Source organism: uncultured Azohydromonas sp., from assembly GCF_937926365.1.
Classification (GTDB): Bacteria; Pseudomonadota; Gammaproteobacteria; order Burkholderiales; family Burkholderiaceae_C; genus Azohydromonas.
Window position 1 is genome coordinate 1 of the sequence record NZ_CALAOH010000216.1, and the last position, 25,273, is coordinate 25,273.

At 72.7% G+C, this 25,273-nt stretch carries 19 protein-coding genes; 12 read left to right on the forward strand and 7 right to left on the reverse strand.

Annotation, left to right across the window (positions count from 1 at the left end; genetic code table 11):
- The 9 genes from Q0741_RS23760 to Q0741_RS23800 form a co-directional block, all read left to right on the forward strand.
- On the forward strand, window positions 1-843 hold an 843-nt coding region (locus tag Q0741_RS23760; protein WP_298235670.1), incomplete at its 5' end, for a hypothetical protein.
- Between the two features lie 169 nt (window positions 844-1,012).
- Entirely contained in the window at window positions 1,013-3,202 is a 2,190-nt protein-coding gene (locus Q0741_RS23765; protein WP_298235671.1) for a hypothetical protein, read from the forward strand.
- Window positions 3,203-3,245: 43 nt separating this feature from the next.
- The gene (apaG, locus tag Q0741_RS23770) at window positions 3,246-3,614 is read left to right on the forward strand and encodes a Co2+/Mg2+ efflux protein ApaG (RefSeq protein WP_298235672.1); all 369 of its coding nucleotides are present in this window, start codon (window positions 3,246-3,248) and stop codon (window positions 3,612-3,614) included.
- Between the two features lie 49 nt (window positions 3,615-3,663).
- Window positions 3,664-5,706, forward strand: coding sequence for a recombinase (locus Q0741_RS23775; RefSeq protein ID WP_298235673.1), 2,043 nt, complete (start codon window positions 3,664-3,666; stop codon window positions 5,704-5,706).
- 282 nt (window positions 5,707-5,988) lie between these two features.
- Complete coding sequence (locus Q0741_RS23780) at window positions 5,989-6,702, forward strand: PEP-CTERM/exosortase system-associated acyltransferase (protein WP_298235674.1); 714 nt, start codon at window positions 5,989-5,991, stop codon at window positions 6,700-6,702.
- Window positions 6,703-6,740: 38 nt separating this feature from the next.
- Window positions 6,741-7,931: an MltA domain-containing protein gene (locus Q0741_RS23785; protein WP_298235675.1), complete on the forward strand. Its 1,191-nt coding sequence runs from the start codon at window positions 6,741-6,743 to the stop codon at window positions 7,929-7,931.
- Window positions 7,932-8,063: 132 nt separating this feature from the next.
- Window positions 8,064-10,031 carry a TonB-dependent siderophore receptor gene (locus Q0741_RS23790; protein WP_298235676.1) on the forward strand — a complete coding sequence of 656 codons (1,968 nt, stop codon included), beginning with the start codon at window positions 8,064-8,066 and terminating at the stop codon, window positions 10,029-10,031.
- A gap of 3 nt (window positions 10,032-10,034) precedes the next feature.
- Window positions 10,035-10,637 carry a YfiR family protein gene (locus Q0741_RS23795; RefSeq protein ID WP_298235677.1) on the forward strand — a complete coding sequence of 201 codons (603 nt, stop codon included), beginning with the start codon at window positions 10,035-10,037 and terminating at the stop codon, window positions 10,635-10,637.
- Between the two features lie 3 nt (window positions 10,638-10,640).
- On the forward strand, window positions 10,641-12,635 hold the full coding sequence (locus Q0741_RS23800) for an ATP-binding protein (RefSeq protein ID WP_298235678.1): 1,995 nt from the start codon (window positions 10,641-10,643) through the stop codon (window positions 12,633-12,635).
- 207 nt (window positions 12,636-12,842) lie between these two features.
- Here the strand turns inward: Q0741_RS23800 and Q0741_RS23805 are convergent, their stop codons facing one another.
- Window positions 12,843-13,913 carry an ABC transporter ATP-binding protein gene (locus Q0741_RS23805; protein WP_298235679.1) on the reverse strand — a complete coding sequence of 357 codons (1,071 nt, stop codon included), beginning with the start codon at window positions 13,911-13,913 and terminating at the stop codon, window positions 12,843-12,845.
- 140 nt (window positions 13,914-14,053) lie between these two features.
- Between Q0741_RS23805 and Q0741_RS23810 the strand changes: the two genes are divergently transcribed.
- Complete coding sequence (locus Q0741_RS23810; protein ID WP_298235680.1) at window positions 14,054-15,682, forward strand: iron ABC transporter permease; 1,629 nt, start codon at window positions 14,054-14,056, stop codon at window positions 15,680-15,682.
- A gap of 40 nt (window positions 15,683-15,722) precedes the next feature.
- On the opposite strand, the gene Q0741_RS23815 is transcribed toward Q0741_RS23810, so the two are convergent.
- The 4 genes from Q0741_RS23815 to Q0741_RS23830 form a co-directional block, all read right to left on the reverse strand.
- Window positions 15,723-16,769 (reverse strand): extracellular solute-binding protein, encoded by a 1,047-nt coding sequence (locus Q0741_RS23815; RefSeq protein WP_298235681.1) that lies wholly within the window; start codon window positions 16,767-16,769, stop codon window positions 15,723-15,725.
- Window positions 16,770-16,958: 189 nt separating this feature from the next.
- Window positions 16,959-17,594, reverse strand: coding sequence for a response regulator transcription factor (locus Q0741_RS23820; RefSeq protein ID WP_298235682.1), 636 nt, complete (start codon window positions 17,592-17,594; stop codon window positions 16,959-16,961).
- Window positions 17,591-18,298, reverse strand: a complete 708-nt coding sequence (locus Q0741_RS23825) for an ATP-binding protein (protein WP_298235683.1) — start codon at window positions 18,296-18,298, stop codon at window positions 17,591-17,593. The genes Q0741_RS23820 and Q0741_RS23825 overlap by 4 nt, the downstream gene beginning before the upstream one ends.
- 218 nt (window positions 18,299-18,516) lie before the next feature.
- Window positions 18,517-19,017, reverse strand: a complete 501-nt coding sequence (locus tag Q0741_RS23830; RefSeq protein ID WP_298235705.1) for an Lrp/AsnC family transcriptional regulator — start codon at window positions 19,015-19,017, stop codon at window positions 18,517-18,519.
- Between the two features lie 274 nt (window positions 19,018-19,291).
- Here Q0741_RS23830 and Q0741_RS23835 point away from each other — a divergent pair, with 274 nt between their 5' ends.
- Entirely contained in the window at window positions 19,292-22,858 is a 3,567-nt protein-coding gene (locus Q0741_RS23835) for an indolepyruvate ferredoxin oxidoreductase family protein (protein WP_298235684.1), read from the forward strand.
- Window positions 22,859-23,053: 195 nt separating this feature from the next.
- Here the strand turns inward: Q0741_RS23835 and Q0741_RS23840 are convergent, their stop codons facing one another.
- Complete coding sequence (locus tag Q0741_RS23840) at window positions 23,054-23,662, reverse strand: BON domain-containing protein (RefSeq protein WP_298235685.1); 609 nt, start codon at window positions 23,660-23,662, stop codon at window positions 23,054-23,056.
- A 57-nt stretch (window positions 23,663-23,719) separates the two neighbouring features.
- The gene (locus Q0741_RS23845; RefSeq protein ID WP_298235686.1) at window positions 23,720-24,388 is read right to left on the reverse strand and encodes a lipocalin family protein; all 669 of its coding nucleotides are present in this window, start codon (window positions 24,386-24,388) and stop codon (window positions 23,720-23,722) included.
- Window positions 24,389-24,709: 321 nt separating this feature from the next.
- Here Q0741_RS23845 and Q0741_RS23850 point away from each other — a divergent pair, with 321 nt between their 5' ends.
- Window positions 24,710-25,252 (forward strand): cytochrome b, encoded by a 543-nt coding sequence (locus Q0741_RS23850; RefSeq protein ID WP_298235687.1) that lies wholly within the window; start codon window positions 24,710-24,712, stop codon window positions 25,250-25,252.
- Window positions 25,253-25,273: the final 21 nt, after the last annotated feature.

Genomic DNA, 25,273 nt, shown 5'->3' on the forward strand with positions numbered 1-25,273 from the left:
GCGGGCCCGGCCCGCGCGCCGCAGGCGCAGCCGCCGGAGTTCACCAGCGGCACCATCCGCTACAGCGGCCAGTTCGCGCTGCACGAGGGCGCCGACGGCAAGCCGCCGACCTACTCCGGACAGGGCCGGTTGACCTGGCCCAACGGCGACGTCTACGAGGGCCTGCTGGTGCACGGCCTGCGCCATGGCCAGGGCCGCTTCACCTGGGCCAACGGCCAGCACTACGAGGGCGAATGGGTGCAGGACCGCGCGCAGGGGCGCGGCCAGGTGAAGTTCCCCAACGGCGACCGCTACGAGGGCCAGGTGGTGGACGGCGTGCCCGAGGGCCAGGGCCGCATGGCCTACGCCAGCGGCGACAGCTACAGCGGCCAGTTCGCGCGTGGCGTACCCGCCGGGCGCGGCGAGTACGTCTGGCGCAACGGCCAGCGCTACGAGGGGCCCTGGAAGGACCAGCAGCCCCATGGCGTGGGCCAGCTGCGCTTCGTCAACGGCGACCTCTACGAGGGCGCGCTCGCCGCGGGCATCCCGCACGGCGAGGGCCGCATGCGCTACGCCAACGGCGACGACTACAGCGGCGTGTTCGTCAGCGGCATGCCCGAAGGGCAAGGCCGCTACGACTGGAAGAACGGCGACCACTACATCGGCGCCTTCAAGGAAGGCCGCAAGCAGGGCCGCGGCACACTGGTGCGCGCCAACGGCGAGCGCATGGAAGGCGAGTTCGACGAGGACGAGGAGTTCCGCTCGCTCGCCGCCACGCCCGCCGCAACCGTGGCCGTGGCCGACCCTGTGCCGGCACCGGCATCCAAGGCGGCGGGCGGCGGGGAGCGCAAGCGCGGCCGCTGACGCGGCCTCTCCGGCCCCAGGCAATTCCCGGTGCCCCACATGCAGGACGGCACAGGGGTTGCGCGCTTGCCGCGGCGCCATGCGCGAGAGTGCAATGGTTCCTGGGCACGCGCCGCCATGTCGCGCGCCGCGTGCCCAGCCACAGAGCCATCGCTCAAGGGGTGCGCGCATGAAGACCTTCCCTCGCACGAGGATGTCCATGAGCCTGCAGGACCGGCGGGCGTTGCCCGCGATGGAGTCCCAGGCCCGCTCTCCTGAACCCGCGACACGCCTGCGACAACGGCTGCAGCAGGCCGGCCTGTGCGCCGCCATGCTGACCGCATCGGCCCTGCACGCGGCCCCGGCCGGCGATGGCGCGGACCTGCCACCGCCGATCCGCGGCGTCGCGCCCGTTGCGGCGGCCCCCGCCGTGCCGGCGGCCCCGGAAACGGCCCCAGCTGAGGCAGCCACGGCGCCGGAAGCCGGCGGCGACTGCCTGGCGTTGACCGACCTCGCCATGGAGGCCGAGCTCAGCGCCGCCGGCGCGCAGGCGCAGGATCCGCTGCAGGAGGTCGAGCTCCTTGATGCCACCGCGCGCGCCTGGCAGGCCGCGGCCACGCGCTGCGAAGGCCGGGCACGCGCACGCGCGCTGCGCAACCTGGAGGAAAGCCGCAAGGCGGTCGCGGCTGCGCAGGAACGCCTGGGTGCCGGCCAGCCCTGCAACGCGGCGCAGGAGAACGCCCAGGCGCTGCAGGCGCTGGCGCAGCAGGCCGCCAAGGAGCAGCGCTGGAGCGACGCGGCGCGCCTGTTCCACAAGACCGAGGGCATGTGGGAGGAAGCGGTCGACCGCTGCCGCGGCGAGCAGCAGCAACTGGCGCTGACGCAGCGCACGCAGGCCAGCGCCGCCAGTCACAACGCCCAGTTCTGCATGCCGCGCCTGGAGCGTGCGCGCGCCCAGACCGAGCAGCTGAACAACGCCCCGGCCCGCCAGGCGCCGGCACAGCGCCAGCAGCTGTACCTGAACGCGGAATCGCTGTGGCGCCTGGCCGCATCGCAGTGCCGCGGCGCCGAGCAGGCCCAGGCGCTGGCCCAGGCCGAAGCCATCGTGCAGGAACGCGGTCCGCTCCTGGTCGAAATGCCGGCCGCCGCGGCCACGCCCGCCACCCTGCCCGCCCCGCCGGCCGAGCCCACAGCCGCTGCCGCCCCGCCCGTAGCCGACGCCGCGTCGGTACCGGCCGTGGCGCCCGCGACCGTTCCGACGCAGTCGCCGGCGCGGGCAGCGCCCATGGCTTCTCCCCCCCTGGCCACGCCGACGCCGTCCGTCACGCCCACGGCAACGCCGCCCGCGCCGGGCGCGAGCGCGGCATCGCTGGCACCCAGCGCCGCGATTCCCGGCGCCCCTGCGCGCACCGCGGCGGGCGCCGTCCCGGGCAGCCCGAAGGCCAGCGCCGGCGGCACCGAGGCCGCCGCCGTGGAAGACGCGGTGGTCACGCCGGTCACCGTGGACCTCGGCGGCATGCTGCTGGCGGGCCGCTTCACGCACGATCCCGGCTCCGGCAAGCCCGGCACCTGGTCCGGCCAGGGCCGCGTGACATGGAGCAACGGTGACGTCTACGAAGGCAGCCTGGCGCGCAACCAGCGCCAGGGCCAGGGCCGCTTCAGCAGCGCGAAGGGGCTGCGCTACGAAGGCGAGTGGGCGCAGGACCGGCCCCACGGCCGCGGCACGCTGAAGTTCCCCGACGGCAACGTGTACGAAGGCCAGGTCGCCAACGGCATGCCCGAAGGCACCGGGCGCATGGTCTACGCCAGCGGCGACAGCTACAGCGGCCAGTTCGAGCGCGGCGTGCCCGCGGGGCGCGGCCAGTACGTGTGGCGCAACGGACAGCGCTACGAAGGCGGCTTCCAGGGCCAGCGCCCGCACGGCACCGGCACCATGCGCTTCGCCAACGGCGACCACTACGAGGGCCCGCTGGTGGCGGGCCAGCCACACGGCGTGGGCCGCATGCGCTACGCCCGCGGCGACGTCTACACCGGCCCCTTCGTGGCCGGGCTGCCCGAAGGCCAGGGCCGCTACCAGTGGAAGAACGGCGACCACTATGTCGGTGCCTTCAAGGCCGGCCGCAAGCAGGGCCGCGGCACGCTGACCTGGAGCAACGGCGACCGCTGGGAAGGCGAGTTCGACAACGACGAGCAGTACGACGCGGGCACCTTCACCGCCGCCGGCACGCCGTCGGCCGGTGCCGTGGCGGCCACCGCCACGGTCGGCGCGGGCACCGGGCACCCGGCAGCCGCGGCCGACATGGCGCCGGGCGTGATGGGCAGGCCCACGCCGGCCGTGGGGCTGATCGATCCGGCGGCGGGAGCGCCGGCCAAGCCCTGAGCGACCCAGGGGCTGTGCGGCGGGGGGTCCCTAGAATCGGTGCATGGCCAAACCCGAGTTCAACTGCAGCGTCAAGGTGCAGTTCCTGCCGGAGCAGTCCCAAGGCGGCCAGCACGCCTGGGCCTACACCATCACCATCACCAACCGCGGCGACATCACGGCCCAGCTCGTGGCGCGGCGCTGGCTCATCACCGATGCCACCGGCCGCGTGGAGGAAGTACGCGGACTGGCCGTGGTAGGGCACCAGCCGGTGCTCAAGCCCGGCGAGTCCTTCGAGTACACGAGCTGGACCAGCCTGCCCACCCCGCAGGGCACCATGCGCGGCACCTTCTACTGCATGACCGAGGAGGCCCGCCCCTTCGAGGCCGAGGTGCCCGAGTTCATGCTGGCCCATCCGGGCGCGCTGCACTGATGCCGCGCCGCCCCAGCCCGCGCCAGCGGGTACCGCGCTGAGCATCGGCATGGCCGGTGCCCAGCCCACCTCGGCCTGGGACCTGACGGGGCTGCTCTCCGCGGCCGACCCGCGCGCGCCGCTGGCCGAGCGCCATCTCTGGCTGGTGCGGCTGCTGGAGTGGCTGCGCCACGACCCGCCGCGCCGTCTCGCCCCGGACGCCACCCCGGCCCCGCTGCTGCGGCTGCGCCACCTGCTCAACGTGCTGGAGCAGCATCCGCAGCACCGCGCGGCGGTGCAGGGGCTGATCCAGCGCTTCTGGCACGAGGTCGATGCCGCGGCGCTGTTCGCCGACTTCGGCTTCCCGCACCGCGTGCACCTGACCGGCGAGCTGCTGCGCCGGCTGCGCGAGCGGTTGCTGCCCGGCACGCCCGACACCACCGACCTCGCCGAGCTGTTCCCGCTGCTGTTCGAGGAAAGCGATGCGCAGTGGATCGAGGCCATCGACGCCGACACGCTGCAGCGCCTGGCCGTGCTCATGGCGCCGCGCGGCGGGGACGATCCCGCCGCCACGGACGGCACCCTGGACGAGGATGGCATCGCCGCCACGCCGCTGTCCGCGCCGCGCTGGCGCGACACCATGGCCGACGCCGTCACGCTGCTGGTGGGCGCGGTGCATGGCGCGGGCCTGTCGCCGCCGCTGCGCCGGCGCATGAGCCCGGCGCTGCTGGTGGAGGAGCCCTTCCGCCAGCTCACGCGCGCCAGCGAGCGGCTGCGCGACGCCGAGCTCGCCGGCGACCAGGCCGCGCTGCTGCGCGAGGCGCTGTACCTGCGCGCGCTGCTGGACGCCTGCCGGCGCGCGGCCGACAGCATCGGCGAGCACCTGGAGGAGTTCGGCGTCTCGGTGGACATCGTCTACGAGACCGAGCAGCTGCGCCTGCGCACGCTGCGCATCGAGCGGCTGCTGGATTGCCTGGTCAGCCCCGAGCCCGCGCGCGAGCTGCAGCTGTTGACGCTGCAACTGGTGCAAGGCCTGCGCGAGCGCGAGGGCGTGCGCTCGCTGCTGGCGGCGCAGTACGGGCAGCTCGCCCGCAAGATGACCGAGCGCAGCGCCGAGACCGGCGAGCACTACATCACCCGCGACCGCGCCGAGTACGCCGAGATGTTCCGCCGCGCGGCCGGCGGCGGCATGGTGATGGCGGGCACCACCTTCGTGAAGTTCGCCATCACCGGGCTGGGGCTGACGGCGTTCTGGAGCGGGCTGCTGGCGGGGATGAACTACGCCACCAGCTTCGTGATCATCATGCTGCTGCACTTCACGGTGGCCACCAAGCAGCCGGCGATGACGGCGCCGGCCATGGCGGCGCGGCTGCGCGGCAGCCACCGCGACGAGGAAGGCTTCGTGGACGAGGTGGTGCACCTCATCCGCTCGCAGTCCGCGGGCATCCTGGGCAACCTGGCGCTGGTGGCGCCGGTGGTGGTGGCGCTGCAGGCCCTGGCGTGGTGGCTGATGGACGCGCCGCTGGTGGATGCCAAGCAGGCCGTGTACGCGCTCAAGAGCCTCTCGCTGCTGGGCCCCACGCCGCTGTACGCGGCCTTCACCGGGGTACTGCTGTTCGCCAGCTCGGTGATCGCGGGCTGGGTGGAGAACTGGTTCGTCTTCAACCGGCTCGACAGCGCCATCGCCTGGAACCCGCGCATCGTGGCGCGGTTGGGGTCGGCGCGCGCGGCGCGCTGGGCGGCGTGGGCGCGGGCCAACGTCTCGGGGCTGGCGGCCAACGTCTCGCTGGGACTGATGCTGGGGCTCACGCCCGCGGTGGCGGGCTTCTTCGCGCTGCCGCTGGACGTGCGCCACGTCACCCTGTCCACCGGCCAGCTGGCCGCGGCGGCCGGCGCGCTGGGCTGGGGACTGCTGGGCGAGCCCGCTTTCTGGTGGTGCGTGGCGGGCATCGCCGTCACGGGGCTGCTCAACGTGGGCGTGAGCTTCTACCTGGCGTTCCGCCTGGCGCTGCGCGCGCGCGGGCTGCAGCACAAGGACCGCGCGCACCTGGCCGCGGCGATCCGCCGCCGCATCCGCCGCCACCCGCTGAGCCTGCTGGTGCCGGAGAGGTGATCCGGGGCCACGGCCTGGTTCACCCCTCCGGCGGAAGGCGTTTTTGCATGTCCGGCAAGCACGAGGCGAAAGAGACTCCGGCAATCATTCCTCGTCGCGCTCATGACGCTCGCCACGCTTGCGTCCGCTGAACATGGTCCACCAGACGATGAACACCAGCAGCGCCAGCGCCGCCAGCGCCTCCAGAAGCAGCAGTCCCATGGAGTAGTCTCGATCGGGAAGAGAGGCCGGCGCCTTCGCACCGGGCGGTCCGGCACATTGCATCACGTCGGGAGCGCCCTCATGGAAAGCCTCGCGCTGGTCGATCGCTTCACGCTGTACTTCGACGCTGCGCCGGCGCGCGACGCCGATGCCCGGCGCGAGGTGCTGCAGTTGCGCCACGCCGTGTACTGCGAGGAGCTGGGCTACGAGCCGCCGCGCCCCGACGGGATGGAGAGCGACGACTGCGACCCGCACTCGATGTTCGCGCTGGTGCGCCACCGCGCCAGCGGCCGTCCCGCGGGCTGCGTGCGGCTGATCACGCACCCGCACCAGCCCCCCGGCTGGCGCTTCCCTTTCGAGCGCGCCTGCGGCCAGCGGCTGTACCCGCATTACCTGGAGCCCGACCCGCAGCGCCACGACGCGGCCGTGGAGGTGTCGCGCCTGGCGGTGCACCACGACTTCAGGCGCCGCCGCGGCGACTTCCACAACCCCGTGGGCGGCAGCGCCGATGCCGCGGACAGCACCGACCGCCACTACCCGCTCATCGCCATGGGGCTGTTCCTGGCGGCTTCGGCGCTGCTGCTGCTGAATGGCATCGAGCAGACCTACGTGATGATGGAACCGCGCCTGGCGCGGCTGCTGCACAGCTGCGGGCTGCATTTCACGCGCGTGGGCGACCTGGTCGAGCACCATGGACAGCGCGCGCCCTACCGCATCCTGCGCCCGGAGCTGCGGCAGGACCTGCGTCCCGAAGGGCGCGCGCTGCAGGACTTCCTGCTGCAGACGTTGCGCTGAGCGCCGCCGCGGCCTGCGCGCGCCGCCAAAATCGCGCCATGGCTTTCTCCCTTGCCCTTCGCTCCGGGCGGCGCGGCGGCGCCGCCTCCCTCGCGCTGGCCGTAGCGGCCCTGCTGGCGGGCTGCGCCGGCGTGCCGCTGCACCCGAGCGCTCCCGCCACTCCCCCGGCCCCGGCCGGCGGGCCCGATATCGTGGCCGTGCCCTCGGCGCCCGGTGCGGCGCTGCTGCGTCCGCGCGCGCGCTGGCAGCCGGTGGACTGGTCCGAGCTTCCGGGCTGGAACGGCGACCGCGTGCTGGAGGCCTGGAGCGCGCTCAACCGCAGCTGCGAGCGGCCCAGCGCCGGCTGGGCCGCCACCTGCGCCGATGCGCTGCTCAACGCGCCTTCCGACGAGGCGTCCGCGCGCGCGTGGCTGCAATCACGGCTGCAGCCCTACCGCGTGGAAAGCCCCGAAGGCGCCGCCGAGGGCCTGATCACGGGCTACTTCGAGCCGCTGATCGAGGCCAGCCGCGTGCCGCGCGGCGGCTACGCCGTGCCGCTGCACCGCCCGCCCACGGACCTGGGCGCGCGCAAGCCCTACTGGACGCGCCAGCAGCTCGACACGCTGCCCGCGGCGCAGGCGGCGCTGCGCGGGCGCGAGATCGCCTTCGTCGCCGACCCGCTGGACGCGCTGGTGCTGCAAATCCAGGGGTCGGGCCGGCTGCGCATCACCGAGGCCGACGGCAGCCAGCGCACCGTGCGCCTGGCCTTCGCCGGCCACAACGACCAGCCCTACAAGTCCGTCGGGCGCTGGCTGATCGAACGCGGCGAGCTCCGCGCCGAGCAGGCTTCCTGGCCCGGCATCAAGGCCTGGGCCCGCGCCAACCCGCAGCGCGTGCAGGAACTGCTGTGGAGCAACCCGCGCGTGGTGTTCTTCCGCGAGGAGCCGCTGCCCGATCCGCAGCTGGGCCCGCGCGGCGCGCAGGGCGTGGCGCTCACGCCGGGGCGCTCCATCGCCGTCGATCCGCAGAGCATTCCCTACGGCACGCCGGTGTGGCTGGCCAGCACCGAGCCGCTGAGCTCGCAGGCGCTGCAGCGCCTGGTGGTGGCGCAGGACACGGGCAGCGCCATCGTCGGCGCGGTGCGCGCGGACTTCTTCTGGGGCTGGGGCGAGCAGGCCGAGCAGCAGGCCGGACGCATGAAGCAGCCGCTGCGCCTGTGGGTGCTGTGGCCGCGCGGCCAGCGGAGTTGATGCCGGGGTTGCGCGAACCGGGCTTCGCCGGGCCACGCTTATGATCCAGCGGCGCGGCAGGCCAAGTCCCTGCCGCCTGACGAGGGCCTCCCGCACCACGGTGCCGGGCTCCGCGGCTGCAGAGGGAAGCGCATGGCTGAACCGGAACACCGCAGGAGATGCTGCCGCGCAGCGCTGACGCTGGCGCTGGCCGTGGGTGCAGTCCAGGCCCAGACGCCGCCGCAGCGGCTGTCGGAATTGAGCCTGGAGGAACTGGGCGACATCGAGGTGACCTCGGTGTCGCGCCGCGCGGAGCGGCTGTCGGAGGCGCCCGCCTCGGTGTTCGTGATCACGGCGGAGGACATCCGCCGCAGCGGCGCCACCTCGCTGCCCGAAGCGCTGCGCCTGGCGCCCAGCCTGCACGTGGCGCAGCTGAGCGCCTCCTACCACGCCGTGGGCAGCCGCGGTTTCAACAGCAACACCGCCAACAAGCTGCTGGTGCTCATCGACGGACGCTCGGTGTACACGCCGCTCTTCGGCGGCGTGTTCTGGGACGCGCAACAGCTGCCGATGCAGGAGGTGGAGCGCATCGAGGTCATCAGCGGCCCGGCCGGCACGCTGTGGGGTGTCAACGCCGTCAATGGCGTCATCAACGTCATCACCCGCTCGGCCACGCAGGCGCCACGGGGCACCGAGCTGGCGCTGGGCGCGGGCAACCGCGAACGCAACTTCATGCTGCGCCAGGGCGTGACGCTGGGCGACAACAACCCGCGCCCGCTGCAGCTGTGGGCGCGCCACGTGCGCTACGAGGGCACCCGCACCGCCGCCGGCGCGGACGCGGGCGATGCCGGCACCCTCGCGCAGCTCGGCGCCCGCAGCGACTGGGAGAGCGGACGCGACCGCGCCATGGTGCAGGCCCAGCTCTATCGCGGCCGCCGCGAGCCGCCCATTCCCGGCGCGGTGGAGATCCCCGGCGTGCCCATCGAGGTCGGCCGCACCCGCTACGACGGTGGTCACCTGCTCGCGCGCTGGGAGCGCCAGCTCGGCGACGGCAGCACGCTTTCGGCCCAGGGCTACTGGGACCACACCGAGCGCCACCTGGGCTTCCGCGAAACCCTGGACACGCTGGACCTGCAACTGCAGCACGCGCTGCGCCCCGGCGCGCGGCACGCGGTGGTGTGGGGCCTGCAGTTGCGCCAGGACCGCGACCGCATGGTGGACGGCCGCGCGGTGGTGCTGCCCGAGCGCGAGCACCGCTTCAGCTACAGCCTGTTCGCGCAGGACGAGCTGACGCTGCGCGAGGGCCTGCGCCTGACGCTGGGCGCGCGCGCCGAGCACGACGGCTACACCGGCATGGAGCTGCTGCCCAGCGCGCGGCTGGCCTGGCGCGCGGCGCCGGGGCAGCTGGTGTGGGGCGCGCTGTCGCGCACCGTGCGCTCACCCACGCGGCTGGACCGCGGGCTGCTCAACCCCGGCCTGCCGCCCTCGGCCGAGGCGCCCGGCGGCGTTCCCACGGTGCGCGGCAGCACGGACTTCCGCAGCGAGGTCGCGCGCGTGGCCGAGCTGGGCTGGCGCGGCCAGCCGCGGAACGGCACCAGCGCCTCGGCCACCGTCTTCCATGCCGACTACGAGCGGCTGCGCTCGCTGGAGCTGCGCGGCTCGGAGCTGGTGTTCGGCAACGGGCTGGAGGGCAGCGTTTCCGGGCTGGAGCTGTGGGGCAGCTGGCAGGCGCGGCCCGGCTGGCGGCTGCACGGCGGCTTCTCGCGGCTGTGGCAGAACCTGCGCGTGAGCCCCGGCAGCCTGGACATGGGCAGCGTCGCGCGCACCGAGGGCGCCAACCCGGCGCGGCAGTGGGTCCTGCGCTCGCAGCTGGACCTGCCGCGCCGCGCCGAGTTCGATCTCATGCTGCGCGGCGTCTCGGCACTGGCCGACCCGGCGGTGCCGGCCTACGTGGCGCTGGACCTGCGGCTGGGTTGGCGGCCGAACGCGCGCGTGGAGTGGTCGCTGCTGCTGCAGAACGCGCTCGATCGCGGCCACGGCGAGTTCGGCAACGTGCGCACCCGCACCGAGGTGGGCCGCGCCGCCTACTTGCAGCTGGTGCTGCGGCACGAGGCGCCGTAGGCAATGGCCCGGCAGTACGGCGGCCACGCGCACGCCCCGGTCCAGACCCCGCGGCGGCGCGGGCTGTGGCGGCTGTCGGGGCTGGCGCTGCTGCTGGTGCTGCTGAGCCTGCCGGCGCCGCGCGCGCAGCCCGCGAGCGCGACCGAGTACCAGGTCAAGGCCGCGTACCTGCTCAAGTTCGGCAGCTACGTGGAGTGGCCGCCGCAGGCCTTCGAGCAGCACGACAGTCCCTTCGTCATCGGCGTACTGGCTGCCGACCCGGTGGCCGAGGAGGTGGAGCGCGCGGCCGTGGCGGCGGTGGTGGAAGGACGTCCGGTACGGGTGCGGCGCCTGGAGCAGTCCGATGCCGGCACCGCCGGCACGCACATGCTGTTCATCGACCGCTCGCGCAGCGGCCAGCTCGCCGATACGCTGGCCCTGACGCGCGGACGACCGCTGCTGACAGTGACGGAATCGGAGCAGGCGCTCGCGCACGGCGGCATGATCAATTTCGTGATCGTGGAGAACAAGGTCCGCTTCGACATCGCCCTGGCGCCGGCGGAGGCCAGCCAGCTCAAGATCAGTGCGCGGCTGCTGTCGGTGGCTCGTCGCGTGCTGAAAGGCTGAGCCATGTGGCGCGCGTCCCTGCGCTTGAAGTCGCTGGCGGTCATGCTGCTGACCACGCTGGTGTCGGTGGTGGTGGCGCTGGGTGCGATGGTGCTGTACGACCTGCAGGCCTACCACCAGGGCTGGGTGGAGGACGCCACCGCCCAGGCCGAGCTGCTGGGCACCACCAGCGCCCCGGCGCTGAGCTTCGACGACCCGCGCATGGCCCAGGAGAACCTGGACCTGCTGCGCGTGCAGCCCCGGGTGCGCGCCGCGGCGCTGTACACCGCGCAGGGCCGGCTCTTCGCCAGCTATGGCATCGGCGGGGGTGCCCCGCGCGTGCCCGCGGCACCCGAAGCCGAGGGTTCGCGCGAGGAAGACGGCGAGCTGCTGGTGTTCAAGCCCGTGCGCGACAACGGCCAGGTCGTGGGCACGGTGTTCCTGCGCACGCGCTACGAGCTGCATGACCGGCTGGTCAAGTACGGCGCCATCGCGCTGGGCGTGACGGCAGCGGCGATGCTGGTGGCGCTGGTGCTCTCGTCATGGCTGCAGCACCTGGTGACGCAGCCGGTGCTGGAGATCGCCGCGGTGGCGCAGGACGTCGTGCGCAGCCGCAACTACGCGCGCCGCGCCCGGCGCCTGAGCAGCGACGAGACCGGCGAGCTGGCGCAGGCCTTCAACGAGATGCTGGCCGAGATCGAGCAGCGCACACAGGCGCTGGAAGCCTCCAACCGCGACAAGGCGCGCGAGGTCGAGGACCGGCGTCTGGCGCAGCAGGAAGTGATGCGGCTGAACCAGGAGCTGGAGCAGCGCGTGCAGGAGCGCACGGCGCAGCTGGAAGCGTCCAACCGCGAGCTCGCCGCGGCCAGCGAGGAAGCGCAGCGCGCCAACCGCGCCAAGAGCGAGTTCCTCTCCAACATGAGCCACGAGTTGCGCACGCCGCTCAACGCCATCATCGGCTTCGGCCAGCTGCTGGCGGCCGACACCGCGGCGCCGCCGGAGCGGGTGAAGGTTTTCACCGAGCACATCGTGGGCGCGGGGCGGCACCTGCTCACGCTCATCAACGAGATCCTGAACCTGGCGCAGATCGAGTCCGGGCGGGTGTCGCTGTCGCTGGAGCCGGTGCGCATGGACGAGGTGCTGGCCGAGTGCCGCACCATGATCGAGCCGCTGGCCTCGCGCCGCGGCATCGGGCTGGAGTTCTCCGCGCAGGACGCCAACGCGGTGGTGGCCGATCGCACGCGGCTCAAGCAGGTGCTGCTCAACCTGCTGTCCAACGCCGTCAAGTACAACCGCGACGGCGGCACGGTGTGGGTGCGCTGCATCCCCGCGGGCCCGCTGCTGCGCGTGGCCGTGCGCGACACCGGCGCCGGGCTGCGACCGGAGCAGCTCACCTCCTTGTTCCAGCCCTTCAACCGCCTGGGCCAGGAGCGCGGCACGCAGGAGGGCACCGGCATCGGGCTGGTGGTGACGAAGCGGCTGGTGGAGCTCATGGGCGGGCGCATCGACGTGAGCAGCGAGCCCGGCCAGGGCAGCGAGTTCTGGATCGAGCTGCCGCTGGCGGCGCTGCAGCACCCGGCCGCGCCGGGACCGCTGGCCGACGCCGGCCACGCGCCCACGTTGTCGGAGCTCGCCACCGTACTGTGCGTGGAGGACAACCCCACCAACCTGCAACTGGTGGAGGCCATCCTGATGGCGCGCCCGGGGCTGCGGCTGCTGACGGCGCGCGACGGCGAGACGGGCGTGGCCCTGGCGCGCGCGCACCGGCCGCAGGTGATCCTGATGGACAACCACATGCCCGGCATGAGCGGGCACGATGCGCAGGCGCTGCTGTACCGGGACCCGGCCACCGCCCACATCCCCGTGATCGCCCTCACCGCCGATGCCATGCCCGAGGCGGTGCAGCAGGGGCTGGCGGCGGGCTACTTCCGCTACCTCACCAAGCCCATCGCGCCGGCGGAGCTGCTCAAGGCCGTGGACGAAGCACTGGCGCACGCGCGCTCGCACCAGGCGGCGTGAGCCGCGCGCCGCTCATACGGGCCTCACCAGGTTCTCGAACGCTGAAAGCCCGTTCGTGCTGACCCTTCGATACCTCAGGGCAGGGTGCGCCCTGCGGGCGCATCGAAGTACGAACGGGCGCTGCGGCCTGCCGCGCAGCCGGGGCCGTTCACCCTTCGATACCTCAGGGCGAACGGAATACGGGTTTGAGAGCTTTAAGGTCTCTGATCAAGCCACCGACAGCCGCTCGAACAGCACCACGTGCTCCAGCGCGGGACGGATGCCGATCCACTCGCCGACCTGGTGGTCGTGGTGCGAGGGCACGTGCGCCAGCACCAGTTCGCCGCTGTCCAGCCTCAGCGTGTAGAGGAACTCCGAGCCGCGGAAGGCCTTGCGCTCGATGCGCGCCTTCACGGGGCTGGCGTCGTCGTGCACCACGTCGTCGGCGCGCAGCAGCACCTCGCACTCGCCCGGCCCCGGCATGCCCGTGGCGGCACCGAAGGCGCCCAGCGGGGTCTCCACCCGGGGGCCCTGCGCATCGACCACCACCCGCGCCGGCGCCAGCACGCCCTGGCCGATGAACTGCGCCACGAAGCGGCTGGCCGGACGGTGGTAGAGGCTGTAGGCGTCGCCCCACTGCTCCAGCCGGCCCTGGTTCATCACGCCGATGACGTCGCCCAGCGCAAAGGCCTCCAGCTGGTCGTGCGTGACCACCAGGGCCGTGGTGCCGTTCTGGCGCAGGATCTGGCGCACGTCGTGCGCCAGCCGCTCGCGCAGCTCCACGTCCAGGCTGGAGAAGGGCTCGTCCAGCAGCAACAGCCGCGGCGCGGGCGCCAGGGCGCGCGCCAGGGCCACGCGCTGCTGCTGCCCGCCCGAGAGCTGGTGCGGCGCGCGCTCGGCGGCATGCGCCAGGCCCACCAGCTCCAGCATCTCCTGCACGCGCTCGCGCCGCTGCGCGCGCGGCCGGCCGTGCAGGCCGTAGGCGATGTTCTGCGCCACGCTCAGGTGCGGGAACAGCGCGAAATCCTGGAACACCATGCCGATGCGCCGCTCCTCGGGCGGCACGCTGCGCCCGGTGGCACCGTCGGCCAGCACCTGGCCGTCCATGCTGATGCGCCCCGCCGCCATGCGCTCCAGCCCCGCCACGGCCCGCAGCAGCGAGGTCTTGCCGCAGCCCGAGGGGCCCAGCAGCACGCCGATCTGGCCGGCCTCCAACGCCAACGACACGCCATCGACGGCGGGCCGCGCAGCGTCTCCTCGTTGATAACGGACGCTCACGTCCTGAGCTTGCAGAAACATCCGCCTATCATATCGGCGCAACGTCAATCGAAAATGGTTCTCATTCTTTTCAAGAAAATCTCCCCCGTTGGGATGGGTTGGCCGCGGGGTGGCGGCACCGGAGCCGGGGGAGCCGGTGCGGATTCAGCGAGGGCGCAGCCATGCGAGGGCTGCTGAGCCTGCTGTGCCTGCTGCTGGCGCTGCCGGTGGCTTCCGTGCTGGGCGCCTGGTTCAGCTTCGACCGCCAGGCGCTGGCCGTGCTGGAGCATCAGGCCAGCACGGTGCTGGGCGGCTACGCGCTGGAGTCGCTGTGGCTGGCGCTGGGCGTGGCCGTGGGCGTGACGGTGGTGGGACTGGGCACGGCGGTGGCGGTGGCGCTGTTCCGCTTCCCGGGGCGCCGGGTGTTCGAGTGGGCGCTGCTGTTGCCGCTGGCCATGCCGGCCTACGTGCTGGCCTACGCCTACACCGACGCGCTGCAGTTCAGCGGGCCGGTGCAGACGGCGCTGCGCGAGGCCTTCGGCTGGCAAGGCGCGCTGTGGCCCGACGTGCGCAGCCTCTGGGGCGCGGTGCTGCTGTTCGTGCTGGCGCTCTATCCCTACGTGTACCTGCTCACGCGCGCCGCGCTGGGCGAGCGGGCCGAGCACATGATGGACGCGGCCCAGTTGCTGGGCGCGGGCCTGGGGCGGCGCATCGTCACGGTGGCGCTGCCGCTGGCGCGGCCGGCGGTCATCGCCGGGGCGGCGCTGGCGCTGATGGAGACACTGGCCGACTACGGCGTGGGCGCCTATTTCGGCTTGTCCACCTTCACCACCGGGATCTACCGCGCCTGGCTGTCGATGAACGACGCCACGGCCGCGGCGCAGCTGGCGTCGATGCTGCTGATCGTGGTGGCGGTGCTGCTGACGCTGGAGCGGCGGGCGCAGTCGCGGCTGCGCTTCGCCAACACGCGCGGCGCCGCGCCGCAGGCCGGGCAGGCGCGCTCGCGCACGCTGCACGGCACGGCAGCGCTGGCGGCCATGACGGTGTGCGCGCTGCCGGTGCTGCTGGGCTTCGTGCTGCCCGCGGCGTGGCTGGGCGTGATGCTGTGGCGCGAGGCCACCGGCAGCGAGCTGGGGCTGCCGCTGGCGCGCTTCGCCGAGTGGGCCTGGGCCAGCTTCCGGCTGGCCGCGATGGCAGCCGCGGCGGCCACGGCGCTGGCGCTGGCGCTGGGCTTCGCGATGCGCCAGCGCGGCGGCGGGCGCGGCCCGGACCTGCTGCCCGTGGGCGTGCGCGTGCTGTCGCTGGGCTACGCCGTGCCCGGCGCGGTGGTGGCCATCGGGATCATGCTGCCCGTGGCCTGGGTGCAGTCGCGCTGGCCCGACCTGGGCGCGGCGGCGCTCTTCACCGGCACGGCCGCGGGGCTGCTGTTCGCGTACATGGTGCGCTTCTCCGCCGTGGCGCTGCAGAGCGTGGAGGCGGGCTACACGCGGGTGCCGTTGGCCATCGACGAAACCTCGCGCATGCTGGGCGCGGGACGGCTGCGGCTGTTCCTGCGCGTGCATCTGCCGCTGCTGTCGCGCTCGACCTGGGCGGCGGCGCTGCTGGTGTTCGTGGACGGCATGAAGGAACTGCCCGCGACGCTGGTGTTGCGCCCCTTCGGCAGCGACACGCTGGCGGTGGTGGCCTACAACCTGGCGCGCGACGAGCGGCTGGCCGAGGCCTCGCTGCCCTCGCTGGCGATCGTGGCGGTGGGGCTGCTGCCGGTGATGCTGCTGGCGCGCACCATCGGCCGTCCGGCGGGCGCGCACTGAAAGCCGGCCGCGCACACCGGGCGCGCAGCCGCTCAACGGGTCACTTGTAGCCCACGCGGTCCAGCATCTGCTGGACTTTGGCCTGGTTGGCGCCGATGGCGGCGATGGGCACCGACTCCTGTTTGAAGTCGCCCAGCGCCTCCAGCGCCGGGTTGCCCGGCTTCAGGCTACGCACCGCGGGCCACTCGTTGTTGCCGTTGGCGAAGTAGGCCTGGGCCTCGTCGCCGGCCAGGTACTCCAGGAACTTCACGGCCGCGTCGCGGTTCTTGGCATGCGCCGCGACGGCGCCGCCGGCCACGTTGACGTGCGTGCCCTCGCCCTGCTGGTCGGGAAAGACGACGCCGACCTTCTCCACCACGGCGCGGTCCTCGGGCTTGTCCGAGCGCATCAGGCGCGCGAGGTAGTAGCTGTTGGTCAGCGCCACCTGGCACTCGCCGCTGGCCACGGCCTTGATCTGGTCGGTGTCGCCGCCCTTGGGCGCGCGCGCCATGTTGTCCACCATGCCCTTGAGCCAGGCCTCGGTCTTCTCCGGGCCCATGCGCTCCAGCATCGAGCCGAACAGCGACAGGTTGTACGGATGCGCGCCCGAGCGCGTGCACACGCGGCCCTTGTTCTTGGCTTCGCCCAGCTCGGCGTAGGTGTCCACGTCCTGCTTCTTCACGCTGAGCTTGTTGTAGACCACCACGCGCGCGCGGGTGGAGAAGCCGAACCACGCCGAGCCTTTGCCACTGTCGGCGCCGCGCAGCGTGGCGGGGATGCGCGACTCCAGCAGCTGCGACTTCACCGGCGCGAACAGCCCATCCTGCTCCGCCTTCACCAGCCGCGCCGCGTCCACCAGCAGCACCACGTCGGCCGGGCTGGCGCTGCCCTCGTTCTTCAGCCGCGTCAGCACGCCGGCGTCGTCGCTGTCGATGCGGTTGATGCGGATACCGGTGGCTTTGGTGAAGTTGGCGTACAGCGCCTCGTCCGTCTGGTAATGGCGGGCGCTGTAGAGGTTGAGAACCTTGTCTTCGGCCTGGGCGCCGCCAAAGCCCGCGGCCAGGGCGATCGCGAGCAGGGCGGGACGGGCGAGTTTCTGGAGCTTCATGGTGCAGTTCCGGTGGTTGCGGACATCGGGGCGCGAACGCGCAAACGAGAACGATTCCTGTTCCCAACCGAAGTGTACCCACGGGCCCTGACGCGCGGATTGCCGGCGTGCCGCGCTTCGCCGCGGGCCGCGGCGCCTGGGGTCGCTTAGGACCTCGTTATCCCCGCGCAGGCGGTGGTCCAGGCGTCCCTAAACCGCCGCCTCCCGCACCGCGTACAGCGTGAGTTCCACGTCGTTGCGCACGCCGGTGGCTTCCATGAGCTGTGCGCGGCACTGCGCCACCTCGTGCGGCGGCATCTGCAACTCGGCGCCGATCTCGCTGACGCTGCGGCCGGAGGCCAGCAGGCGGAACACCTCGTACTCGCGCGCCGACAGCCGCTCGCGCAGCGGGGCGCGGCCCCGGCGCGCCAGCGCGCCGTCGAGCTGCGCGCCCACGTCGGGCGGAATGTGCAGCCCGCCGGCCATCACGGTGCGGATGGCCTCCTGGAACTGCGCGCCGTCGCTGCCCTTGCCCAGGCAGCCCGCGGCGCCGAGCTTCAAGCTGCGCACGGCGTATTGCTTGTCGGCAAAGGCCGAGAGCATCAGCACCGGCAGGCGTGGACAGTCGCTGCGCAGCCGCCGCAGCAGGTCCAGCCCGTCGCGGTAGGGCATCTCGATGTCCATGAGCACCACGTCGAAAGGCTGCCCATCGGCCGCGCCCACCAGGCTCAGCACCTCGGCGCCGCTGGCGGCCTCGGCCACCACCTCCGCGCCGGCCTCGGCCAGCACCTGGCGCAGCGCCTGGCGCAGCAGCGGGTGCTCGTCACACAACAGCACGCGGGTCATGACACCCCCTGCGGCAGCGGCAGTTGCAGGCGCACCGTGGTGCCGCCGCCGGGCGCGCTCGCCAGCGTGAGCCGCCCGCCCCAATGCGCCACGCGCTCGCGCAGCGCCAGCAGCCCCCAGCCGTGCGCCAGCGCCGCGGGCTCGAAGCCCACGCCGTCGTCGCCGATCTCCAGCATCACCAGCCCTGCGGGCGGGGCCTCCACGTACAGCCTCACGCGCAGCGTGCTCGCCTGCGCGTGGCGCGCCACGTTGTCCAGCAGCGCCTCGGCACTGCGGTAGACCGCGTCGGCCCAGTCCTGCGCCGAGGGTGGCAGCTCCGCCCCGGCCTGCACGTGCATGCGCACGTCGGCCTGCAGGCCGTGGCGCTGCGCGAAGTCCTGCGCCTGCCACTCCAGCGCCGCCCACAGGCCCGGCCACTCCAGCAGCCGCGGGCGCAGCGAAGTCGCCACGCGGTTGAGGTTCTCCACCGCCGCATCGAGCAGGCCGCCCAGGCTGGCGCACTTGGTCGCCAGGTCGGGCTGCTCCTCCAGGCGGCGCTCGACCCAGCCCAGCTCCAGCTTCACCGCCACCAGCAGCGCGCCCAGCTCGCCATGGAGCTGCTGCGCCAGCCGCGCCTGCGCGCGTGCGTGCTGCGCTTCGGTGTGCTGCAGCAGCCCGCGCAGCCGCGCCAGGGTGTTTCCGTCAGGGTGATGCAGGGCGTTCATGCCAGGGCTCCGGCCGGTTGTCCCGCCGTCGGCACCGCCACGGTGCCCTCGCCCTGCGAACGTGCGGACAGGCGGTCCAGCCCGGTGCGGTGGCGACGGCGCGCTGCGCGCCAGGGATGCCGAGCGTTGCGCTCAGGATGCGGGGAATTGGCAGCAAGGGGAAACATGTGCGTCTTCAGCGCAAGCCCCATGCCAGGGGAAATGCTTAAGCAAATTTGTCAAGCCGGGCGCGCGCCCGAGGCCCGCGGGCCCAGGTGCGACAGCGGCAGCGCCGCGCCGGCCTTGATTTCGCCCAGCGAGAAGCTGGTGTGGATGTCCTTCACGTGGGGCAGGTTCAGCAGCGTGTGGGTGGCGAAGCGCGCGAAGGCGTCGAGGTCGGTGGCCATGACCTGCAGCTCGAAGGTGCCCGCGCCGCTGATGTAGTGGCACGCGGTGACCTCGGGCAGCCGGCGCAGCGCCTCCTCCAGCTCGCGCGTGGCGCTGCCGGTGTTGCGGTCGGCGTCCACGCGCACGAAGGCCAGCACGCCCAGGCCGATGCGGCGACGGTCGATCTCGGCGCGGTAGCCCGTGATCACGCCGCGCTGCTCCAGCGCCTTGACGCGGCGCCAGGTCGGCGCCGCCGACAGCCCGATGCGCTCGGCCAGCTCGGCGTTGGACAGCCGCGCGTCGCGCTGCAGCTCGTCCAGGATCGCCACGTCGTAGCGGTCCAGCCCCGCCACGCCGGCGGCCGTGACCGGCGCCGCCGCGCCCTCCCCGGCCGGCACGGCCGCGGCCCCCGAAAGAGGGTGCGCGACGCCCACGCCGGACGGGCCGCTTGCGCTGCGGGTTTTCCCTGAATTGCTTGTTTTCGAGGCCATCTTTTCTCCAATGAATGCTTCAGAGAAAGATTCTTGCGCAAATCCCCGGCATCCCGGCAAAGAACGCAAGCCCTTGCCGCGCGTCAAAACCTAGACTGCCGCGATTCGATCACCGCCCTTGGAAGGAGCCGCCACGATGAACGCCCCCCTGCCCGAAGCCGTGCGACTGGCCCTGGAGAAAGTCACGCTGGAAGACAAGTACGCGCTGGAGCGCGGACGCGCCTTCATGAGCGGCGTGCAGGCGCTGGTGCGGCTGCCCATGCTGCAGCAGCAGCGCGACGCCATGGCCGGGCTCGACACGGCCGGCTTCGTCAGCGGCTACCGCGGCAGCCCGCTGGGCGGCGTGGACCAGGCGCTGTGGGCCGCCAGGAAGCACCTGGCGGCCCACCAGGTGGTGTTCCAGCCCGGGGTGAACGAGGAACTGGCGGCGACGGCGGTGTGGGGCACGCAGCAGTTGGACCTCTACCCCGACAAGCGCAAGCACGACGGCGTGTTCGGCCTGTGGTACGGCAAGGGGCCGGGGGTGGACCGCAGCGTGGACGTGTTCAAGCACGCCAACCTGGCCGGCACGGCGCGCCACGGCGGCGTGATCGCGGTGGCCGGCGACGACCATGTGGCCAAGAGCTCCACCGCGCCGCACCAGAGCGACCACGTGTTCAAGGCCTGCGGGCTGCCGGTGTTCTTCCCCTCCAGCGTGCAGGACATCCTCGACATGGGCCTGCACGCCTGGGCGCTGAGCCGCTTCTCGGGGCTGTGGGTGGGGATGAAGACGATCCAGGAGGTGGTGGAGTCCAGCACCACGGTGGACATAGCCCCCGAGCGCGTGCGCATCGTGCTGCCCGAGGACTTCGAGATGCCGCCCGGCGGGCTGCACATCCGCTGGCCCGATCCGCCGCTGGTGCAGGAGGCGCGGCTGATGGACTACAAGTGGTACGCGGCCCTGGCCTACGTGCGCGCCAACCGCCTGAACCACGACGTCATTTCCGGGCCCCACGACCGCTTCGGGATCATCGCCAGCGGCAAGGCCTTCAACGACACCTGCCAGGCGCTGTCCGACCTGGGGCTGGACGAGGACAGCTGCCAGCGGCTGGGCATCCGGCTGCACAAGGTCAACGTGGTGTGGCCGCTGGAGGCCAACATCACCCGCGCCTTCGCCCAGGGGCTGCAGGAGATCCTGGTGGTGGAGGAGAAGCGCCAGGTCATCGAGTACCAGCTCAAGGAGGAGCTCTACAACTGGCGCCCCGACGTGCGCCCCAACGTGCTGGGCAAGTTCGACGAGCCCGAAGGGGACCTCAGCGGCGGCGAGTGGAGCCGGCCCAATCCCAGCGACCACTGGCTGCTGCGCGCGCAGGCCGACCTCACGCCGGCCCTCATCGCCAAGGCCATCGCCCGGCGGCTGAGGAAGCTGGGCGTGGACGCCGATACCGCCGCGCGCATGGACGCGCGGCTGGCCGTGATCGAGGCCAAGGAGAAGAGCTTGGCCGCGCTGGCCGCCCCCGACGCGGCGGCGGCGCAGGCCGAGCGCAAGCCGTGGTTCTGCAGCGGCTGCCCGCACAACACCAGCACCCGCGTGCCCGAAGGCTCGCGCGCGGTGGCGGGCATCGGCTGCCACTACATGGTCACGTGGATGGACCGCGCCACCAGCACCTTCACGCAGATGGGCGGCGAAGGCGTGCCCTGGGTGGGCCAGGCGCCCTTCACCACCGAGCCGCACGTGTTCGCCAACCTGGGCGACGGCACCTACCAGCACAGCGGGCTGCTGGCGATCCGCCAGGCCATCGCCGCGGGCGTGAACATCACCTACAAGATCCTGTTCAACGACGCCGTAGCCATGACCGGCGGGCAGCCGGTGGAGGGACAAATGCGCGTGCCGGAGATGACGCAGGAGCTGCGCGCCGAGGGCGTGAAGCGCATCGTCATCGTCACCGACACGCCCGAGGCCTACCGCGCCATGCCGGGCCTGGCCGAGGGCGTCACGGTGCGCGAGCGCACCGAGCTCGACGACGTGCAGCGCGAGCTGCGCGAGGTGGCCGGCTGCACGGTGCTGATCTACGCCCAGACCTGCGCGACTGAAAAACGCCGCCGCCGCAAGCGCGGGACGATGCAGGAGCCGGCCAGGCGCGTGGTGATCAACGAGGCCGTGTGCGAGGGCTGCGGCGACTGCGGCGACAAGAGCAACTGCCTGTCGGTGGAGCCGGTGGAGACCGAATTCGGCCGCAAGCGCCGCATCAACCAGAACAGCTGCAACCTCGACTACTCGTGCACGCAGGGCTTCTGCCCCAGCTTCGTGACGGTGGAAGGCGGCACGCTGAAGAAGCCCAAGCCCGACAAGGCGCAGGACCCCGAGGCGCTGGCGCCCATCCCCGAACCGGCGCTGCCGCCCGCCGCGCAGGCCTGGGGCATCGTGGTGGCGGGCATCGGCGGCACGGGCGTGATCACCATCGGCCAGCTGCTGGGCATGGCGGCGCACCTGGAGGGCAAGGGCATCGTCACGCAGGACGCGGCCGGGCTGGCGCAGAAGGGCGGCGCCACCTGGAGCCACGTGCAGATCGCCGATTCGGCAGCGGCCATCCACACCACCAAGGTGGACATGGCCAAGGCCGACCTCGTGATCGCCTGCGACGCCATCGTCGCGGCGCTGCCGGCGACGCTGGCGGTGATGCACCCGGGCCGCACCGGCGTGGCGCTCAACACCCACGGCGCGCCCACGGCGGCCTTCGTGCACCAGCCCGACTGGCAGTTCCCGCTGGGCCCCTGCCAGGACACGATCGCGCAGCAGGTCGGGCGCGAGCGGCTCCTGGCCTTCGACGCTGAACAAGTGGCGGTGAAGCTGCTGGGCGACTCGATCTACACCAACCCGCTGCTGCTGGGCGTGGCCTGGCAGATGGGGCGCATCCCGCTGCAGCGTGCCTCGCTGCGCCGGGCCATCGAGCTCAACGGCGTGCAAGTGGAGAAGAACCTGCGCGCCTTCGAATGGGGCCGGCGCTGCGCGCACGATCTGGCCGGGGTGCAGGCGCTGTTCCAGGCGGCGCAGGTCATCAGCATCGTGCGCCGGCCGGCGCTGGAGGAGCTGATCCAGCGCCGGGTGGACTTCCTCACCGGCTACCAGGACGCCGCCTATGCGCAGCGCTACCGCGAGTTCGTGCAGCGCGTGCGCGAGGCCGAGCAGCCGCTGGCCAGCACCCGGCTGACCGAGGCCGTGGCGCAGGGCCTGTTCAAGCTCATGGCCTACAAGGACGAGTACGAAGTCGCGCGGCTGCACACCGACCCGGCGTTCGAGCAGCAGCTCGGCGCCTTGTTCGAGGGCGACTTCAAGGTGGTGCACCACATGGCGCCGCCGCTGCTGGCGAAGAAGAACGCGCGCGGCGAGCCGGTCAAGCAGTCCTACGGGCCGTGGATGCGCGGTGCTTTGAAGCTGCTGGCGCGCATGAAGGGGCTGCGCGGCACGGCGCTGGACGTGTTCGGCCGCACGGCCGAGCGGCGCGAGGAGCGCGCGCTGATCGGGCAGTACCGCGCCTGCATCGAGGAGCTGCTGGGCGGGCTGACGGCGCAGAAGCTGCCGCTGGCGCTGCAGATCGCGCGCATCCCGCAGCAGATCCGCGGCTTCGGCCACGTGAAGGCACGCCACCTCGCCGCGGCGCGGCGCGAGTGGGACGCGCTGATGGCGCAGTGGCGCTCGGAAGGGGTGAGGAAGGCGGCTTGACCGGCGCGGCCCCATGAGAAAGGCCCGGAGCCCACTGCGGTGGCTCCGGGCCTTTTCGTTGCGCGGATCAAACCAGTAACCCCGTCACACCCGCGAAGGCGGGTGTCCACGAACACCGGGCGGCGTCCCGAGGCACGTGGATGCCCGCCTTCGCGGGCATGACGGGTTCTTTGGTCGCTATCGCGTGAGCTGAACTTAGGACGAGGTCTTGAGCTGGTTGTCCACCTTGCTCACGCCCTTGACGCCCTTGACCAGCTCGGTGGCATGGCTGCGCGCGGCGCTGTCGGGGGCGGTGCCGGTGAGCTTGACCACGCCGTCCTTGGTGTCCACGTTGATGTCCAGCGCGCTGAGCTTGGCATCGGCGGCCAGCGTGGTCTTGACGCGGGCAGTGACGGCGGCATCGCCGGCCAGGTCCTTGGCGTCGCCGGCCAGTTCGACCGCCTTGTCCTTGGTGGCAGCAGCAGCCGCCGCCACCTTGTCGCCCGCGGCGTCCGCCGCGGCAGCCACCTTGTCACCCGCCGTGTCGGCCGCCGCGGCGGCCTTCTCCCCGGCGGTGTCGGCTGCGGCAGCCGCCTTGTCCTTGGCCTCGCCCGCCGCTTCCTTGATGTTGTCGGCCGCATTGCCCATCGCCGCCGAGGCGGTCGCCGCGGCACCGGAGGCCGTGGTCACCGCGTCCGGCGCGGGCTGATCTCGAACCACCGCCTCGGCGGGCTTGTTGGCGTCGGACTGCGGACTGCAGCCGGTCAACACGCCCACCAGGGCGGCAGCGGCAAAGACAACGGGGCGCAAGCGCAGATCGAGCATCTCGGGACTCCTGGATCGAAGTGACACACAGCCGCTCCAGGCAAGCCGTGCGCCCGCTCAAGCCCGTGGGCCCTGCGCCGGGGCCGCGGCCCAGACCGCCGGACGGCTGGAGGAGCCGGGCGCGCGGGTGCCGATCTGCAGCGTGGGCGCCAGCCGCCCGACCTCGAAGCCGCGCTGGCGCAGTTCGGCCATCAGTGCCGCCCAGGCGTCCGGATCGACCTGCGGCTGGCGCGAGAGCACGCGCTGCAGCGTGCCCTGGCGGTCGCTGACCACGGCGATGCGGTAGCCGGGGTCCAGCGCCACTATCCAGTGGTCCTGCCGCCCCGCGGGCAGCCAGCGCAGCCCAGCCGGCAGCCAGCTCACCTCGAAGCGCCCCGGCCCCTGCGGCCGCGCCAGCCCGCGCACCCGCGCGGGGCTGCCGTCGCTGCGGCGGCAGTGCTGCGTCAGCAGCAACCGCCGGCCCGGCTCGGGCCTCACGTCGGTCACCACGTCAGCCACGCAGCCGCGGCGCCCGGGGTCGCCGGCATGCGCGAGCTCGTACCAGACGCCGCTGTAGCGGCCCAGGTCGAGCACCGGCACGGTGTCTATGGGCCCCGCGGCAGCCGTGGCCGGGTGCAGCCAGACACCGGCCAGCGCCATCAGCAGCGCTGCCAGCAGCAGCAGCCACTGCACACCTCGCGGCACGCGCCGCGAGGACGGAGAGGAAGGGAGAGCGAGGCGCTGCATGGCGTGCTCCTGAAGGCCTGTGCGCCGCGGGCGCTGTGCCCTGCAGCATGGAGCCCACTCTAGGACGGCACACCAAAGCCGGCTGTAGTCAGGGCTCGCCAGCGCTTGTCGGACGCTTCCCACAGCACTGGCAAGCCGCCGGCCCAGTGCTGCCACCGGCCTCGGGAGCCGGCCAGTGCGCCGCGGCGTACACATTCCTTGCGCGCCATCGAGGGACAGCATTCAGCTTTTCTGAAATACAGCCTCAAGCCCACTGAAGCCGGGGGTCTGTGACAGTTTGGATACTGCCGTCATCGCCATCCGCCGCGTACCGCCACCGCCATGCCCGAATCCGCCGTTTCCCGCTACAGCACGCCCGCCGTGGCACTGCACTGGCTGCTGGCCGTGCTGATCACCGGCACCTTCGCGCTGGGCCTGTACATGCACGAGCTGCCGGTGTCGCCGCAGCGGCTCAAGCTCTACAGCTGGCACAAGTGGGCCGGCGTGGTGATCCTGGCGCTGTCGGTGCTGCGGCTGGTGGTGAGGCTGCGCTCGCCGCGCCCGCGCGAGCTGGCCATGTCCGGCTGGCAGCGCAGCGCGGCACACGCCACGCACCATGCGCTGTACCTGCTGTTCTTCGCCGTGCCGCTGGCGGGCTGGGCCTACAGCTCGGCCTCGGGCTTCCCGGTGGTGTTGTTCGGCGTGCTGCCGCTGCCGGACTTCGTGCCGGTGGACAAGGAACTCGCCGCGACGCTCAAAGGTCTGCACAAGACCCTGGCGCTGACGCTGGGCGCGCTCGTGCTGCTGCACCTGGCGGCGGTGTTCAAACATCAACTTATCGACCGCGACGGGCTGCTCGCCCGCATGGGCTTCGGCCGCGCCTGAGCCCGGCCTGCCAACCCCGAC